Genomic DNA, 19,600 nt, shown 5'->3' with positions numbered 1-19,600 from the left:
GTCAGTACTCCTCCTCGAGCAGATCGATCTCGGCCTGGCTCAGCTCGGTCAGTGCCACGTCGGACGGGGTGTGGCCACCGGCGTCCGGGTTCTCCGCGTGTTTGGCGATCGCCATCAGCGCGTCGAACCACCTCGTGGCGAGCGCGCGCATCTCGTCCTCGGTCAGCAGTCGCCCCGACCACACCCACTCCGCGACCAGCACCGGGCCGTCTGCGCGGTCCCTGGTCACCGCGGCGACCTCGATCGGGTGCGGCATCCGCAGCCCTGGGTCCTGGCCGCAGATTCCGGCCAGGTCGCCGAGCACCGACCAGTCGCCGGCGTCCGCGGTGGACGACTCGGAGAACCGGCCCAGGTAGTTGAACCCGATCTCGGCCCGTCCGGTCACGCCGGCGAACCCGTACCCGAGTCCGTGGTCCGGCACCCCGCGCAGGGTCTCCTTGACCCGCTTGAGGATCTGGCCGGTGGCCGGCCCGCCCGCCCACGCGTCGCGGTGGTCGAACACACCGGGATCGAGCCGAACGGGATGCATGCTGGTGAACCAGCCCATCGTCCGCGAGGTGTCGACCTTGCCGACGAGCTCGTCGTGGCGGCCGTGGCCTTCGAGGTCCACGAGGAAGCTCGGCACCGACCGCAGGTCGCGCACGGCCATCGCGAGACCCGCGAGCAGCACCTCGTTGATCCGCGCCGAGAACGCCTCGGGAACCGTCGTCAGCAGCGCCGCCGTGACGTCGGCGGGCAGCGTCAGCGACAACGACTTCGCGTCGTCGATCGTGTCCCTGCCCGTGTGGTCGAACAGCGGTGGTACGGCCACGACCTCACGCCAGTAGTCCTGGTCCTGCACGCGCGCGCCCCACTCGGCGAGGCGCTTGGCCCAGCCTCGGAACGACGTGCGCACCGGCTGCAGCGCGGGTTGCTCACCGCGGTCGATCGCGGCCCACGCCTCGGCGAGGTCCGGCAGCAGGATCCGCCACGACACCCCGTCCACGGCGAAGTGGCTCAGGATCAGGAAGAGCCGTCCCGGTTCGGCACCTCGGTCGAACCAGACGGCCTCCATCATGTTGTCCAGTGCCAGCCGGTCGCGCGCGGCGGTGGCGTGCCGGGCCATCTCGCGAGGATCGTCGGTCTCCACGCGGGTGATCCGCACGGGCAGCGATGGCACGACCTCCGCGCGCCAGTCCCGACCGATCCGCAGCCGCAGCACCTCGTGGTGGTCGACCAGGGCCTGGATCGTCCTGGTCAGCTTCTCCTCGGTGCATCCGGCGGGCACCTGCACCACCCGCCACTGGCTGAGCTTCTCGATCGGACCACCGATCTCGACGAAGTGCCTCATGATCGGGGTCAGCTCGACCTCGCCGGACCAAGGCTCCTCGATCAGCTCCTCCACAGTGGACTCCGCGACCAGCGCGAGCGCCTGCGGGGTGTTGTGCTCGAAGATGTCCTTGGCCGTCAGCGCGAGACCGGCCCGGCGGGCCCGGCTGGCGAGCTGGATCGACATGATGCTGTCGCCGCCGAGCGCGAAGAACTCGTCGTCGGCACCGACCTCCTCCAGGCCCAGCACCTCGGCGAACAGCCGGCACAGCAGCTCCTCGCGTTCGCTACGCGGCGCGGTCGCCTTCGCGGTGAAGCCCGGCTCGGGCAACGCCTTGCGGTCGAGTTTGCCGTTGGCGGTCAGCGGCAGGACCTCCAGCACGACGACCGCCGCCGGCACCAGGTAGCCGGGCAGGACACGCGCCAGGGCCTGCCTGGTCTCGATCCCGTCCACGTCACCGACGACGTACCCGATGAGCCGCTTGTGCTCGCCGGTGCCGACCACGACCGCCGCCTCCGCGACCCCCGGCAGCTGCCGCAGCGCGGTCTCGATCTCACCCGGTTCCACCCGGAACCCGCGGATCTTGACCTGGTCGTCGGCACGGCCCAGGAACTCCAGCTGTCCGTCGGCGGTCCAGCGCACCAGGTCACCGGTCCGGTACATCCGACCACCGAACGGCGAAGCGACGAACCGTTCCGCCGTGGCGGCGGGTTTGCCGACGTAGCCCCGAGCCAGGCCGGCACCCGCGACGTACAGCTCGCCGACGACACCGATCGGTACCACGCCGAGCGAGTCGTCCAGCACGTACGTGACCATGCCGTCGAGCGGCTTGCCGATCGGGACGCGGTCCGGCACGACATCGTCCGGCGCGATGCGGAACGACGTCGCGAACGTCGTGGTCTCCGTCGGCCCGTAGCCGTCGACGACCGTGATCTCCGGACAGGCCTCGCGCACGGCCCGCACCGCGGCGGCGGGCACGACGTCACCACCGGTCCACACCTCCCGCACGCCGCGCAGGCATTCCGGAGATTCCTGCGCGATCACCCGGAACAGGCCCGCGGTGAGCCACAACGCCGTGACGTCGAGGCTTTCGATCGCGGCGGCATCGAGGTCACCCGGCACCACCACGACCCGGCCGCCACGGCTCAACGGCACCCACAGCTCGTAGGTCGACGCGTCGAACGCGACGTGCGAGTGCAGCGGAACGACGTCGGGCGCCGTGCCGAACCGTGAATCCGTTGCCAGTGCCGCGATGTCGCGGTGCCGGACTCCGACGCCCTTCGGCTCACCGGTCGATCCGGAGGTGAACATCAGGCACGCCAGCTGATCGGGCAGGACCAGCACGTCCGGTGCCGCCGCCGCGGCGGTCACGTCGACCTCGCGGACCACGACGTCCGGCTCGGCGGCGGCGAGGATCCGCTGCACGCGGTCCTCCGGTGCACTGACGTCCACCGGCAGGTAGGCGGATCCGGCCTTGAGGACGCCGAGCACCGCCACCACGTACTCGACCGACCTCGGCAGCAGCAGCGCCACCGGACGGTCGGGCCGGGCGCCTTCGGCCAGCAGGCGCCGGGCCAAGGCGTTCGCCGCGGCGTCGAGCTGCCGGTAGGTCAGCTCGCGCACGCCGGACACCGCGATGTCGTCCGGCGTGCGCGCCACCTGCGCCGCGAACAGGTCGAGCACGGTGCTGTCGGGCGCGCCGTCCGGGCTGGCCTCCAGCCAGGCGCGCACGTCCGCGTCGAGCAAGTCCAGCGCGCTGATCGTCGTCGACGGCTCGGCGGCCACCGCGGCGGCGATGCGCCCGAACCCGTCGGCGATCCGAGCCGCGGTCCCCTGGTCGAACAGATCGGTCGCGTACTCGATCGTGCCCGCGACACCACCCCCTGGCAGCTCGTCGAACGCGAACATCAGGTCGAACTTCGCCACCCCGAGCGCCGCCTCGTACGGCGCCACCTCGACGTCCGGCAGCGCGGGCACGGCCAGGGACGGATCGGTGGTGTTGTTGAGCGACAACAACACCTGGAACAGCGGGTGCCGCGACATGGAGCGTTCCGGTGCCAGCGCGTCCACCAGCCGCTCGAACGGCAGCTCCTGGTGGTCGAACGCGTCGAGATCGGTCTCGCGCACCCGTGCCACCAGCTGCTCGAACGACGGATCGCCCGAGACGTCGGTCCGCAGCACCAGCGTGTTGAGGAAGAACCCGACCAGGTCGTTGAGCGCGTCGTCGGTGCGGCCTGCCACGACCGTGCCGATCGGCACGTCCACGCCAGCGCCGAACCTGTTCAGCACCGCGGCCACCGCCGCCTGCAGCACCATGAACATGCTGGCACCGCTGGACCTGCCCAGCGCGGCGAGACCGGCGTGCACTTCGGCGGGCAGTGTGAAGTGCACCTGTGCGCCCCGATAGGACGCGGTCGCCGGACGCGGCCGGTCCAGCGGCAGGCGCAGCTCGGCAGGCAGGTCGCGCAGCTTCGACGTCCAGTGCGCCAGCTGAGCGGAGATCACGCTGTCCGGATCGTCCTCCGACCCCAGCGCTTCCCGCTGGCACAGCGCGTAGTCCGCGTACCGCAGGTCGAGCGGCGCGAACTCCGGTGCCGCACCCGCGCACCGCGCGGTGTAGGCCTGGACGAGGTCGCGCGACAGCACGGACATCGACCAGCCGTCGACCAGGATGTGGTGCATCGACAGCAAGAACACGTGCGACTCGGGTCCGGAGGCGAACAGCCACGCCCGCATCGCCGGTTCCGACGCGAGGTCGAAACCGAGCGACGCCGCCTCGCGCACCTGCTCGTCGAGGTCAGCCACCGGGACGACTTCCAGCCGCAGGGCCGGTTCCGGCAGCACGACCTGCACCGGGCCGTGGTCGCTCTCAGCGAACACCGTGCGCAGCGACTCGTGCCGACCGGCCACATCGGACAGCGCGGCAGCGAGCGCGGCCCGGTCCAACGGGCCGTTGAGCCGCAGCGCCAGTCGCATGTTGTAGGTGGCGTTCGGTCCCTCGATCTGGTTGACGAACCACAGCCTGCGCTGGCCGAACGACAACGGCAGCTCGCCGTCGGACGACATGCGGCGCACCCGCGACCGCACGCTCCGCCCGGACTCCAGCGCCTCGGCAAGCCCGGCGACGGTCGGTGACTCGAACACCTGCCGGATGCCCAGGTCTCCGCCCAGCGTCGCGGAGATCCTGCTGACCAGCCTGGTCGCCAGCAGCGAATGGCCACCCAGGTCGAAGAAGCTGTCGTCGACACCGACCCGCTCGACGCCGAGCACCGAGGCGAACAGCTCGCAGAGGATCTCCTCACGCGGGGTGCGCGGCAGCCGTCCGGAGGACGACGCCGAGTAGTCCGGCGCGGGCAGCGCCCGCACGTCGACCTTGTGGTTGCCGTTCAGCGGAAGCTCCGGCAGGACCACGACCGCGGACGGCACCATGTAGTCCGGCAGCACTTCCGCCGCACGGCGCTTCAGGTCCTCCGGCCGCAGCACGGCACCGTCCGCAGGCACCGCGTACGCGACCAGACGCCGGTCACCGGGCTGGTCCTCGCGCACGACGACCGCGACCTGCTCGACGTCCGGACCGGCCGCGAGCACGCTCCGAACCTCGCCCAGCTCGACCCGGAACCCGCGCACCTTCACCTGGTCGTCGGCCCGGCCGACGAACTCCAGGTTGCCCGCGCGGTTCCAGCGCACCAGGTCACCGGTCCGGTACATCCTGCCGCCGAACGGCGAGGCGACGAACCGTTCCGCGGTCATCCCCGGCTGCGAGACGTAACCCCGCGCGAGGCCGTGTCCCGCGAGGTAGAGCTCACCGGTCATGCCGTCCGGGACCAGGCGCAGCCGTTCGTCCAGGACGTAGGCCCGCGTGTTCGGCACCGGCCGCCCGATGTGCGGAACCTCCTCCGGGCCGAGGGGTTGCGTCATCGTCGGCGCCACTGTCGTCTCGGTCGGGCCGTACCCGATCACGAGCCGCCGCCCACCGCGGGTCCACTGCCGCGCCAGCTCCGGCGTCATCGCCTCGCCACCGGAGCAGACGGACCGCACGCCGGGCACCTCGGCGGCGTTGATCGTCGCCAGCAACGGCGGCGGCAGCATCAGGTGCGTGATCCCCTGTTCCAGGATCAGCTCCGTGAGCTGCCTGCCGTCCAGCTCCCGCGCGGACGGCCCGAGGACCAGCGTCGCGCCGGACACCAGCGTCCTGCCGACGTCCGCGACGCTCGCGTCGAAGCTCAGCGAGAGCAGCTGCAACGCGCGGGCGCCCGGTGCCATGCCGAGCTTGTCGACGTGGCTGTGCAGCATGCTCGCCAGCCCCGAGTTGCTGACCGCCACGCCCTTCGGCTTCCCGGTCGAGCCGGACGTGTAGATCACGTACGCCAGGCTGTCGCGGGTCGTCCGCACCGGTGGGTCGAAGCAGGACATGGCCTCGGTCTCGGCGACCGTGTCGTTGTCGTCGACCACCAGCAGCGGCTCGGTCACGAGCTGTTCCAGTGCGCCGCGGGAGTCCTTGTCCACCAGGACGATCGACGGCCGCGCGTCGGACAGGACCTGCCGCATCCGCTCCTCGTTCTGGCTCGGGTCGAGCGGCAGGTAGGCCGCTCCGGCCTTCACCACCGCGAGCATCGAGGTGATCCACTCCTCCGACCGCGGCATCGCCAGCGCCACCAGCGACTCCGGACCGGTGCCGCGGTCGATCAGCAGGTGCGCCAGCCGGTTCGCGCGCTGGTTCAGCTCCGCGTAGGTCAGCCCGATGCCCTCGAACTCGACGGCGATCACGTCCGGGGTACGGGCTACCTGGCGTTCGAACATCTCGGCGAAGGACCACACCGGCAGCCGCAGCGCCGTGTCGTTGCGCTCCACCAGCAACAGGTGCCGTTCCGGCTCCGAGAGCACGTCGACCTCGCTGACCCGCACCGACGGGTCGGCCGCGACCACCCGCAGCACCAGCACGAACCGCGCCGCCAGCGAGCGTGCCGTCGCCTCGTCGAACAGGTCGGTCGCGAACTCGATGGCTCCGGTCAGCCTGCCGTGCGCCTCCTGCAGGTACACGCCGAGGTCGACCTTGGCGGTGTCGTCGTCCACGACCAGGCCGCGGACGGCGAGCCCGGTCGGGGTCGAGGAGGCGTCCACCGCCCGGTCGACGTTGTTGAGCGACAACGTGACCTGGAACAGCGGGTGCCGCGACAGCGACCGCTCCGGGTTGAGCACCTCCACGAGCCGCTCGAACGGCACGTCCTGGTTCGCGTACGCGCCCAGGTCGACGTCGCGGACCCGGCCGACCAGCTCGGCGAACGTCGGGTCGCCGGAGACGTCCGTGCGCAGCACCAGCGTGTTGACGAAGAACCCGACCAACCCGGCCAGTGCCTCGTCCGTGCGGCCCGCGATCGGCGAGCCGAGCGGGATGTCCGTGCCGGCGCCGAGCCTGCTCAGCAACATCGACAGCGCGGCCTGCACCACCATGAACAACGTCGCGCCGGTCTGCCGCGCCACCTCGGTCAACGCGGCGTACAGCTCGTCGGGAACCTCGAACTCCAGTGTGCCGCCGCGGTAGCTCGCCACCGGGGGACGCGGTCGGTCGGTGGGCAGCGCCAGTTCGGCAGGCAGCCCGTTCAGCGCCTCCTTCCAGTGGGCGAGTTGCTTAGAGATCGTGCTGTCCTGGTCGTCCTCGTCGCCCAGCACCTCCCGTTGCCACAGCGTGTAGTCCGCGTACTGCACCGGCAGCTCCGTCCACGGTGGAGCCTCGCCTGCCGCACGGGCCGCGTACGCCGTCGTCAGGTCGCGGCTGAGCAGCGGACCCGACCAACCGTCACCCGCGATGTGGTGCAGCAGCAACAACAGCACGTGGCTCTGCGGCCCGGTCACGAACAGCACCGCGCGCAGCGGCGGTTCCGCCGCCAGGTCGAACCCGTGTTGCGACGCCAGGTCGAGCTCGCCCAGCAGCTCGTCCTCGGTCGTGTGCACGACCGTCAGACCGGGACGTGCCTCCGGCAGCACGCACTGGAACGGACCATCGGCGTCCTCGCCGAAGACCGTGCGCAGCGTCTCGTGCCGCGTCACGACGTCCACCAGCGACTGCCGCAACGCGTCGTGGTCCAGTGGACCCTCCATCCGCATCGCACCGCGGATGTTGTAGGTCGGCGACGGCCCTTCGAGCTTGTTCATGAACCACAGGCGCTGCTGCGCGTACGACAACGGCAGCCGCTCCGGTCGCGGCGTGACCGCCCTGACCCCGGCCCGCGCACCTGACGCGCCGTCCAGCGCGGCGGCGAGACCCGCGACGGTGGGAGTCTCGAACAGCTGCCGGATCGACACCTCGGCGGACAGGCTCTCGCGCACCCGGCTGACCAGCTTCGTGACCAGCAGCGAGTGCCCGCCCAGTGCGAAGAAGTCGTCGTCGGCGCCGACCTCGGCCACGCCCAGCACCTCGGCGAACAGCCCGCAGAGGACCACCTCGCGCGGGGTCCGCGGTGCCCGGCCGCCTGCGGCCGCACCCCAGTCGGGTGCGGGCAGCGCGGCCCGGTCCACCTTGCCGTTGCCGGTCAGCGGCAGGTCGTCGAGCACCAGCACCGCCGCAGGCACCATGTACTCCGGCAACGAGGCCGAGACCTCGTCCCGAATCGCCTGCGGGTCGACGGTCGCACCGGGTTCCGGCACCACGTACGCGGTGAGCCTGCGGTCACCGGGGTTGTCCTCGCGCACGATCACCGTGCCGCGGGCGACCCCGCGGGCGGACAGCACCGCGGTCTCGACCTCACCCAGTTCGACCCGGTAGCCACGCACCTTGACCTGGTCGTCGACCCGCCCGAGGTACAGCAGCCTGCCGTCGTCATTCCAGCGCGCCCAGTCGCCGGTGCGGTAGAGCCTTCCCGCGCCGAAGGGGTTCGCCACGAACCGGGACGCGGTCAGGCCCGGCCGGTTCAGGTAGCCCTGCGCCAGCATGTCGCCCGCGATGTAGAGCTCACCGCGCACCCGCGGCGGCACCGGCTGCAACGCGTCGTCGAGCACGTATATCTGAGTGTTCCAGGTGCCCCTGCCCACCGGGACCTCACCGGGTGCCAGCGGATCGGTGACCCGCACGCGTTCCACGATGCAGCCGACGGTCGCCTCGGTCGCGCCACCTTCGTTGATCACGGTGGCACCGGGGTGGCGCGCGAGCCACTGCCGCACGACCTCGCTCATCAGGGCCTCGCCGCCGACCACGAGCTCACCGGTCGGCGAGAACTGGTTCGGCAGCGCCAGCAGCAGCGACATGTGCGCGGGCGTGACCTTGAGGAACGTCGGTCGCAGCACCTCCGCGTCCTCGGCCAGCGGCGCGACCTGCACGCAGCCACCCGTGACGAGCGGGGCGAGCAGGGACGTGACGGTCAGGTCGAACGCAACCGGCGAGTGCAGCAACGTGCGGCCTGCGACGCTCGGGTAGTTCTCGGCCGCATAGGACAGGTAGAGGTTGAGCGGCCCGTGCTCGATCACGACGCCCTTCGGCCGTCCCGTCGAACCGGACGTGTAGATCACGTACACCGGATCGAGCGGCGACAGCTCCGGAGACGTGAATCCCGCGTCTCCGTCGTCGGTCACGCAGATCTGCTCGGGCCCGGCCGGAAGCACCACGTCCGGCGCCGTGATCACCAGCGTGGGCTTCGCGTCGTCGAACGTGAAGCGGATGCGCTCGGCCGGGTAGTCCGGCTCGATCGGCACGTACGCCGCGCCCGCCCACGTCACCGCCATGATCGCCACCACGAGGTCGATCGAGCGCGGCATGACGATCGCGACCAGCGACCCCTTGCCGACTCCCCGCCCCGCCAGCACGGACGCGAACCGGCGGACGCGCTCACCCAGTTCGGTGTAGGTGACTTCCACCGAGCCCTCGACCAGGGCGAGTGCGCCGGGCGTGCGGGCGACCTGCCGGGCGAACAGCTCCGGCAGGGTGGCGGGAACGACCTCGTGGCCGGTGTCGTTCCACTCCACCAGCATCCGGTGCCGCTCGGCCGGGTCCAGTACGTCGATCTCGGCGATCCGGCGGTCCGGCGCCGCCGCCATCGCCTCCAGGACCAGCACGAACCTGCGCACCATGCTCTGCGCGGTGTCGTCGTCGAACAGGTCGGCGCTGTAGAGCAACGCACCCCGCACCCCGGCGGGAGCGCCGTTTTCGCCGCGCTTCTCCGCCAGCCCGAACAGCAGGTCGGTGCGGGCGACGCCGGTCTCCGTGGTGCCGGGCGTGATCGTGACGCCGAGCAGCTCCTCGACCTCGGCGGTCGCGGACTGCTGGTCGGTGCTGTCGACCGTGAGCACGGTCTGGCACAACGGTTGCCGCGCGAGCGACCGTTCCGGGTTGAGCGCCTCCACCAGCCGCTCGAACGGCACATCCTGGTTCGCGTACGCGGCCAGGTCGGTCTCCCGCACCCGTTCGACCAGCTCGGCCACCGTCGGGTCGCCGGAGACGTCGGTGCGCAGCACCAGCGTGTTGATGAAGAGGCCGACCAGGTCGTCGGTCGCGGCGTCGGTGCGGCCCGCGACCGGCGAACCGATCGGGATGTCCGTGCCGCCGCCGAGCCGGGTCAGTAGCGTGGCGACCGCGGCCTGCGCCACCATGAAGAGACTCGCCCTGGTCTGCCGCGCGAGCCGCAGCAGACCAGTGTGCAGCTCGGGTGACAACGCGAACTCGATCCGCCCGCCCTGGTAGGTCGGCACGGCCGGGCGCGGCCGGTCCAGCGGGAGCTGCAGCTCGACCGGCAGGTCGGCCAGCGTCTCGGTCCAGTAGCCGAGCTGGTCGTCGATGGCACCACCGTCGAGCTGGTCCCGCTGCCACAGGGCGTAGTCCGCGTAGGCGACCGGCAGCGGAGTCCACTGTGGAGACTCACCTGCCTTGCGCGCGGCGTAGGCGGTGGCGAGGTCGCGCACCAGCACCGGCATCGACCAGCCGTCACCGGCGATGTGGTGGATCAGCACCAGGAGCAGCCGCTCCTGCGCGCCCAGTTCGAAGAGCCACGACCGCACCGGGACCTCGTTGGCGAGGTCGAAGGCGTACCGCGCGGCCTCAGCGCGTTGTGCCTCCAGGGTCTCCTCGGTCGCGGGGACGACCAGCAGCGGCGGTTCGACCGCGTCGAGCACCACCTGGTAAGCACCCTTGCCGTCCTCGGCGAAGACCGTGCGCAACGGTTCGTGCCGCTCGACGACGTCACCGATGGCCTGCCGCAGCGCCGCCACTTCGAGCGAACCGGACAGTCGCAAGGTCAGCGGGATGTTGTAGGTCGCGCTCGCGCCCTCGACCCGGTTCATGAACCACAACCGCTGCTGCACGAACGACAACGGCACGCGTTCCGGCCGCGGCACGACCGGCCGCACGCCCACGCGGCCGGTCTCGGCGTACCGCACCGCCTCCGCGACCCCGGCGACGGTCGGCGTCTCGAACAGCTGCCGCACCGAGATCTCCGCGTTCAGCGTCGACCGGATCCGGCTGAGCAGCTGGATTGCGAGCAGCGAATGCCCGCCCAGTTCGAAGAAGCTGTCCTCGGGGCTCACCTCCGCGGCGCCGAGCACCTCGGCGAAGAGTCCGCAGAGGATCTCCTCGGTCGGCGTGCGCGGCGCACGCCCGGTCGCGGACCCGTACTCCGGCGCGGGCAGGGCCTTGCGGTCGACCTTGCCGTTCACGTTGAGCGGGAACGACTCCAGCCGCACGAAAGCCGAGGGCACCATGTAGTCCGGCAGCACCGAGCGCAGGCCGGCCGCGTCGTGCTCGCCCACCACGTACGCCACCAGCCGCACATCACCCGGCCGGTCCTCGCGCGCCAGCACGACGCACTGCCGCACGCCGGGCTGCGCGGCCAGCGCGGCCTCGATCTCGCCCAGCTCGATGCGGAACCCGCGCACCTTCACCTGGTGGTCGACCCGGCCGATGAACCGCAGTTCCCCGTCGGCGGCCCAGCTCACCAGGTCGCCGGTCCGGTACATCCGGCTCGGTCCGAACGGGTTGGCGACGAACCGTTCCGCCGACAGCCCCGGCCGGTTCAGGTAGCCGCGAGCGACACCGTCGCCGGAGATGTAGAGCTCGCCGGGAACGCCGGGGGGCACCGGCCGCAGCGCGGAGTCCAGCACGTACACCTGCGTGTTCGCGAGCGGTCGGCCGATCGCAGGCGCGACCGCGTCCTGGCCGATCTCCGACGACGTCGACCACACCGTGGTCTCGGTGGGGCCGTAGAGGTTCGTCAGCGACGGCACCTCGGCGCGCAACCGGCGCATCAGGTCCACCGGCAGCGCCTCTGCCCCGATGAACGCCCGGATCCCGCTCAGCTCGCCGGGTTCGATCTCACCCAGCAACGCCTGCCAGAGGCTGGGCGTCGCCTGCAGCACGGTGGCGTCGCGCAGGAGCTCGCGCAGCACCGCCGGGTCGCGACTCTCGTCCGCGTCCGGGACGACCAAGATCGCGCCGGACAGCACCGCAAGGAACAGCTCGGGCTTCGCCATGTCGAACCCGACCGGGGCGACCGCGACCATCCGGTCGCCCGGACCGAGGCCGAAGATCGGCGCGAACGCCGTCATCGCGTTGAGCAAGGCGTGCCTCGAGATCACGACGCCCTTGGGCTTGCCCGTCGAACCGGACGTGTAGACCACGTACGCCGGATGCTCCCCCGAGCACGTCACCCGCGGGCTGTCCGCGCGTGGCTCGACGACCGCGAGGTCCTCCGGCGTGACGGTGAACGCGGGCCGCGCGTCGTCCAGCACGGCCCGCCGCCGGTCCGCCGGATGGGTCAGCTCCAGCGGCAGGTACGCGGCGCCCGACTTCAGCACGCCCAGCACCGCGACGATCGTCTGCTCCGACTTCGGCAGCGCGAGCGCCACCAGGTCCTCCGGGCCTGCGCCGCGCGCGATCAGCCAGTGCGCGAGGCCGTTGGCCAGTTCGTCCAGCTCGCGGTAGGTCAGCGAGTCGTCCCGGCCGATCACCGCCAGCGCGTCCGGCTGGCGGGCGGCGGTGTCCTCGAACCACTCGACGATCGACCCCGCCTCGACGGCGACGGCCGTGTCGTTGACCGTCTCCAGCAGGTGACGGCGTTCTTCGCCGGTCAGCAGCTCGATGCCGGCCAGCACGCCCCGCTCGGTCAGCACCTTCCGCAGGCGGCCCACGAAGGACTGCGCGGTGGCGCGGTCGAACAGGTCGGTGCTGAACTCGAGCGTCGCACCACCCGGCCGCACGGTGAGGTGCAGGTCGAAGCGGGACGTCCCGGTGTGCACCGGGTACCGGGCGGTCTCCAGGCCGTCGAACTCCAGGTCGTCGGCGGCGGACAGCACGATTTGGAACAACGGGTGGCGTGCTCGCGAGCGCACCGGGTCGGCGATCTCGACCAGCTGCTCGAACGGCACGTCCTGGTGCTCGCGGGCGATCCGCAGCGTCTCGGCCGCGCGCTCGACGAGCTCGGTGAACGTGCCGGCGCCTTCGATGTCGGTGCGCAGCACCACAGCGTCGTCCGCGCGCCCCTCGACGGGCGTGCCGAGCACCAGGTCCGTGCCCGCGCCGAGCCGGTGCAGCACGGTCAGCAGCGCCGCATGCGCCTCGGCGAAGCCGGTGCCCTCGGGCAACTCGAAGTCGATCGCGTCACCCCGATGCGTGGCGACGGGCGGTCGCGGCCGATCGGTCGGCAGGCTCAGCTCGTCGGGCAGGTCCGCCAGCACGCGGCGCCAGTGGCAGGCGGACTCGCCCGTGGCGGGCGTGACCGCGATCGGCGGCACCGGCTCGCCCCGGTACGCGGCGGCGAGCTGGCCGGAGAACGAGGACCACCCCCGGCCCGCGCTGTGGTGCATCACCAGCAGCAGCACGTGGTCGTCCGCCGCGAGCCGCAGCAGCCCAGCCCGCACCGGGATCTCGGAGGTCAGGTCGAACGGCCGCAGCGCGAAGTCCTCCAGCTCCGCGAGGCAGGCGATCTCCAGCTCGACCTCGTCCAGCAGCAGGGCGTGCGTCTCGTCCACGAGCAGTGTGCGCAGCGCCGGGTTGGCGGCCACGACGGCGCTCAGCGCGCCGCGCAACCGGGGCAGGTCGAGCTTTCCGCGCAACCGCACCGCTTCCGGCACGTTGTAGAGAGCAGAGCTCTCCTGCAGGTTGTGCAGCAGCCACAACCGCCGCTGGTCCGCGGTCAGCTCCAGCCGCCGCGTGGACGGGCCGACCGTACGCGCCAGCGACTCCGGTGTCGGTGACTCGAAGACCTGGCGCATCGTGAGTTCGGCGCCGAGGTCCTGCCGCATCCGGCTGACCAGCCGTGCCACCAGCAGCGAGTGGCCGCCGCGCTCGAAGAAGTTGTCGTCCGCACTGACCTCGGGCACGCCGAGGACCTCGGCGAACAACGCGCACAGCTCGCGTTCGCGGGTCGTGCGTGGCGCACGGCCCGCGCTGGCGGGAGCCTCGGGCAGGGGCAGCGCCTTGCGGTCGATCTTGCCGTGCGCGGACACCGGCAGGGCGTCCATTCGCACGAACGTCCACGGCACCATGTGTTCCGGCAATGACGTGCTCGCGTGTTCCCGCAGGTCACCGAAGTCGGCGTCGCCCACGACGTATGCGACGAGGCTCAGATCGCCTGGCCGCAGTTCGCGGGCGAGCACGACGACGTGGTCCACCGCCGGGTGGCTCGCGAGCACCGACTCGATCTCGCCCAGCTCGATCCGGAAGCCGCGGATCTTGACCTGGTCGTCGGTGCGGCCGAGGAACTCCAGGTAGCCCTGAGGGCTCCAGCGCGCCAGGTCACCGGTGCGGTACAGGCGTCCCTCCGGCCCGGCCACGAAGCGCTGGGCGGTCAGGGAAGGACGGTTCAGGTAGGCGTCCGCGAGCTGGACTCCCGCGAGGTACAGCTCGCCGGGAACACCGGCGGGCACCGGGCGCAGGAAGCGGTCGAGCACGTGCACCCGCGTGTTCCAGACGGGCCGCCCGATCGGCACGACCGCGTCCTCACCATCGGGCCTGCACTCCCAGTACGTGACGTCGACCGAGGCCTCGGTCGGGCCGTACAGGTTGTGCAGACCGGCGGGCAGCAGCTCGGCGAACCGGCGGCGGGCCGAGTCGGGCAGCGCCTCACCACTGCAGATCACCCGACGCAGTCCGGTGCACCGAGCGGCCGACGGCTCCGCCAGGAACTCCTGCAGCATCGAAGGCACGAAGTGGACGGTGGTGATCCGTTCGCGCTGGATCAGCCCGGCCAGGTAGGCCGGGTCACGGTGCCCGTCCGGCTTGGCCACGACCAGCGTCGCGCCGGTGATGAGCGGCCAGAAGAACTCCCAGACGGACACGTCGAACCCGGCGGGCGTCTTCTGCAGCACCCGGTCGTCGGCGGTGAGCCCGTACTCGTGCTGCATCCACAGCAACCGGTTGACGATGCCCGCGTGCGGGATCACCGCACCCTTGGGTTTGCCGGTCGAACCGGACGTGTAGATCACGTACGCCGGATGCGCAGGCAGCAGTCCGGAGTCGAACGGGGCGGCGTCCTCGGCCGCGAGGTCGAGCTCACCGAGGAAGTCCTCGGTGAGCACCAGTGACGGCTGCGAGTCCGCCAGCACGTGGGCGATCCGCTCGGCCGGGTAGCCGGGATCGACCGGCACGTAGGCCGCGCCCGCCTTGTGCACGGCGAGCAGCGACACGACGAGGTCGAGCGAGCGCGGCAACGAGACGGCGACCAGCCCACCTGGCCCGGCACCGTGCCGGACGAGCACGCGGGCGAGCCGGGTGGCCCGTTCATCGAGTTCCGCGTAGGACAGCGACTCGTCCTCGAACACCAGCGCCTGAGCGTCCGGCGTCCGGCGCACCTGCTCGCTGAACAGTGCGGCCAGCGTGGTGGACGGCACGTCCACGCGGGTGTCGTTCCACTTGGCGAACCGGTCGGCGGGCAGCAGCACGTCGATCTCGCCGACCCGGCGGCCGGGTGCGGCGACGACGGTCTCCAGCACTCGCAGCAACCGGTCGGTGAGGTTGCGCGCAGTGGCAGGCTCGAACAGGTCGGTGCTGTACAGCAACGCGCCGCGCAGCCCCTCTTCCCGGTCGTTGAACGTGAAGAGCAGGTCGAACTTCGCCGCCGCCGCGCGCACCGGCTGCGGTACGACCTCCGCGCCGAACAACCCGCCGAGTTCGCCCGCGGTCAGCCCGAGGCCCGCGTTGTCGAACGTGAGCATCACCTGGAACAGCGGGTGCCTGCTGAGCGAGCGCTCCGGGTTCAGCACCTCGACGAGCCGTTCGAACGACACGTCCTGGTTCGCGTACGCCTCCAGGTCGGTGTCGCGCACCCGGCCCAGCAGCTCGGCGAACGCGGGATCACCGGAGAGGTCCGTGCGCAGCACCAGCGAGTTCACGAAGAACCCGACCAGGCCCTCGACGGCCTCGTCGACTCGACCCGCGACAGGCGTGCCGATCGGGATGTCCGTGCCACCGCCCATGCGGCACAACAGGACCGCCAGGGCGGCCTGCACGACCATGAACACGCTCGTCCCCGTGTCGCGGGCGAGCGCGGACAACGCGGCGTGCAGCTCGGCTGACACGTCGAACTCGACGCGGTCACCCCGGTAGGACGCCACCGCCCGTCGTGGCCGGTCGACAGGCAGGTCCAGCTGGGTGGGCAGTCCGGCCAGCTGATCGCGCCAGTAGCCGAGCTGGCGGGCCGCCGGGCTGTCCGCGTCGTCCTCGGCGCCGAGCACTTCCCGCTGCCACAGCGCGTAGTCCGCGTACTGCACGTCGAGCGACGGCAGCGTCCGGCCCGCGTAGAGCTCACCCAGTTCACGCAGCAGCAAGGAAACCGACCAGCCGTCGCCCGCGATGTGGTGCAGCAGCACCAGGACCACGGACTCGTCGCCGGTCTCGAACACGGTCACCCGCACCGGGCACTCCGCGGCCAGGTCGAACACGTACCCCGACGCTTCGGCGAGCCTGCTCGCGAGCTCGTCTTCCTCGCACTGCACCACTTCCAGCGCCGCGGTCGCGTCCGGGAGCACGACCTGCACGGGCTGGCCGGTGCCTTCCTCGTAGACGGTCCGCAGCACCTCGTGCCGCGCGACGACACCCGCGAGCGCCTGCCGCAGCCGTGCCACGTCGAGCCGCCCGGACACGCGCAGCGCCATCGGCAGGTTGTAGACGGCGTTCGGCTCCTCGAAGCGGTGCAGGAACCACAACCGCCGCTGCCCGGAGGACAACGGGACCTCGGCCGGCCTCCGCACGGGCACGACGCCCGCGCGGGCCTCGTCCGCACCGTCCAGGCAGGCCGCGAGTCCGGCAGGTGTGGGGTTGCCGAAGATCTGCTGGATGGACAGCTCGGCCTTGAGCGTCGACCGGATGCGCCCGGCGAGCCGCACGGCGAGCAGCGAATGCCCGCCCAGCAGGAAGAAGTCGTCGTCCACGCCGACCGCCGCGACCCCGAGCACCTCGGCGAAGAGGCCGCACAGGATCTCTTCGCGCGGGGTTCGCGCCGCACGGGAGCGGGCGGACGTCGCGCGTTCCGGTGCGGGCAGAGCCTTGCGGTCGAGCTTTCCGTTGACCGTCAACGGCAACGCGTCCAGCACGACGAACGCGGCCGGCACCATGTACGCGGGCAGCGCACCGGTGAGCCGGTCGCGCAACGCCGCCACGTCGACGTCCCCGACGACGTAGGCGACCAATCCCTCGTCGCCCGCGCTGATCTCCCGCAGCACCACGGCCGCGTCGGTGACCTCCGGCTGCGTGACGATCTTCGTCTCGATCTCGCCCAGCTCGATGCGGAACCCGCGGACCTTCACCTGGTGGTCGGACCGGCCGAGGTACTCGAGCCCGTCGGCCGTCCAGCGCGCCAGGTCGCCGGTGCGGTAGAGCCGGCCGGTGCCGAAGGGGTTCGCGACGAACCGGGCCGACGTGCGGCCCGGTTGGTTCAGATAGCCCTGGGCCAGACCGGAACCCGCGATGTACAGCTCACCCGTGACACCGGGTGCGACCAGCCGCAGGTTGTCGTCCAGGACGTATGCGGACAGGTCCGCGATCGGCCCGCCGATCATGCTGCGCGACACGGTGTCGTCCAGCGCCACGTAACTGACGTGCACGGTCGTCTCGGTGATGCCGTACATGTTGGACAGCAACGGGCCGTCCGGGTGCCGCGCGTACCAATCGGCCAGGCGGGCCGGATCGAGCGCCTCGCCGCCGAACACGACGTGCCGCAACGCGAGCTCGCGGCCGGGGTTCTCGGCATCGGCCTGCGCGAGCTGGTAGAACGCAGACGGCGTTTGGTTGAGGAACGTCACCCGCTGCTCGGCGAGCAGTGCGAGGAAGTCCTCCGGCGAACGGCTGACGTCGTGCGGCACCACGACGAGCTTGCCGCCGTGCAGCAGCGGTCCCCACAGCTCCCAGACCGAGAAGTCGAAGGCGTAGCTGTGGAACAACGTCCAGACGTCGGTCTCGGCGAACCCGAAGTGACGCTCGGTCGCCGTCATCAGCCGGACGACGTTCTCGTGCGTGACGACGACGCCCTTCGGCTCGCCGGTGGAACCCGAGGTGTAGATGACGTACGCGGGGTGCTGCGGCAGCAACGGGGCGGTCCGGTCCACGACATCGGTCGCGGGGTGGTGGATCAGCAGGTCCTCGTCGTCCAGGACGACCACGTCCGCAGGCAGGTCGGCGGGCAACCGCCCGGCCTGCGAGCGCACCGTCAGCAGCACGGTCGCGGATGCGTCGCCGAGCAGGAAGCGGATGCGGTCGACCGGCTGCACCGGGTCGATCGGCAGGTACGCGGCCCCGGACTTGAGCACGCCGAGCACTGCGGGGACGAGCTCGGGCCCACGCGGGAGCAGCAGTGCCACCACGGCTCCCGCCCGCAGACCGCGATCGATCAGGTGATGTGCCAACCGGTTCGACGTCTCGTTCAGCGCGGCGTACGACAGTTCCGCCCCACCGCAGACCACCGCGGTGGCGTCCGGTGTGCGGCTCGCCTGAGCCTGGAAGAGCTCGGGAATCGTGGCACCGAGGTCGGCGACATCACCGGTGCCCTCGCCACGCCGCTGGAGGCTCGCCAGCTCGGCGTCGCCGAGCAGCCGCACGGCACCGACAGGGACGTCGGCGGACTCCGGGACCAGCGCGAAGAGCCGCAGCACCTGGTCCGCCAGCGACTCGACGGTCGCGAGGTCCAGCGCGTCCGGCCGGTAGTCGAGGTGAAACCGCAGCGTGCGGCCCGGTCCGACGATGAACGTCAGCGGGTAGTGCGTCGCGTCGCCGCCGCGCGCCACGATGCCGGTGACGGCGAGCCCGCCCTCCACGACGGATCCACTCGACGGGTAGTTCTGGAACGCGCACAACGTGTCGAACAGCTCGCGGCCGCCCTGGCTGTCGTTGAGCCCGAGGTGCTGGTGCGGCAGGAGGGCGGACTGCTCCGCCTGCAGGCGCTTCAGCAGGCCGAGCAGCTCCTCGCGCGGGTTCAGCGAGACGCGCAGCGGTACGGTGTTGATGAACATGCCGACCATCGACTCGACGCCGTCGAGCTCCGGTGGCCTGCCGGACACCGTGATACCGGTGACGACGTCGTCGCGGCCGGTGAAGCCGCCGAGCACGAGACCCCAGATGCCCTGCACGACGGTGTTCAGCGTCAGCCCGTTCACACGCGCCCACCTCGTAAGGGCGCCTGTGTCCTCCTCGGATAGCTCGCGGTGCACCTGCTCGGGCAGCACCGCCTGCGTCGACACCCCAGGCGCGACGAGAGTGGGTTCGTCGACGTCGCCCAGCGCGTCCCGCCACGCCCTCAGCGCGGCCTCACGATCCTGACCGCCGAGCCAGCGCAGGTAGTCGCCGAACGGGCGGGCCCTCGGCAGTGCCGCCGTCTGCCCGCACAGCGCCAGGAACTCGCGCACCAACACGGGCAGCGACCAGCCGTCCACCACCACGTGGTGGAACGTCAGCACCAACCGGTAACCGTCCTCGACGCGGATCAGCAGGAACCGCAGCAGCGGCGGCGTGGCCAGGTCGAACCGGCGCCGCCGTTCGGCCTCGATCAGCGCCTCCGACTCCGCGGCCGACGCGGACACCTCCTGCCAGGCCAGCGGAACCGAGCGCACCACGAGCTGCGCCAGCTCACCGGACTTGCGCGGCCGGAAGCAGGCACGGAGGCTGTCGTGCCGCTCGACCAGCGCCTGCGCGGCCCTGCGCACCACCGGCACGTCGACGGGAGCGGAGAGGTCGATCACGACCTGGCCTGCGTAGAGGTCGGTGCCCTCACCAGTGAGCCGGTGGTGGAACAGCAGGCCTTCCTGCAGCGGCGAGAGCGGAAGGACGTCCTGGACCACTCGGGACTGTCGGCTCACCGGAACTCCGATCTGTGGTAGCGGGGA

Annotated in this window: 1 protein-coding gene; it reads right to left on the bottom strand. The window is 71.5% G+C overall.

Features of this window, described 5'->3' with window-relative positions; genetic code table 11:
* Position 1: 1 nt before the first annotated feature.
* Complete coding sequence (locus JOF41_RS04770; RefSeq protein WP_209616394.1) at positions 2–19,573, bottom strand: non-ribosomal peptide synthase/polyketide synthase; 19,572 nt, start codon at positions 19,571–19,573, stop codon at positions 2–4.
* Positions 19,574–19,600 lie beyond the last annotated feature (27 nt).

It is taken from the genome of Saccharothrix coeruleofusca (genome assembly GCF_017876325.1).
In the GTDB taxonomy this organism is placed as follows: domain Bacteria; phylum Actinomycetota; class Actinomycetes; order Mycobacteriales; family Pseudonocardiaceae; genus Actinosynnema; species Actinosynnema coeruleofuscum.
This window is presented reverse-complemented; position numbering and strand designations above follow the sequence as displayed.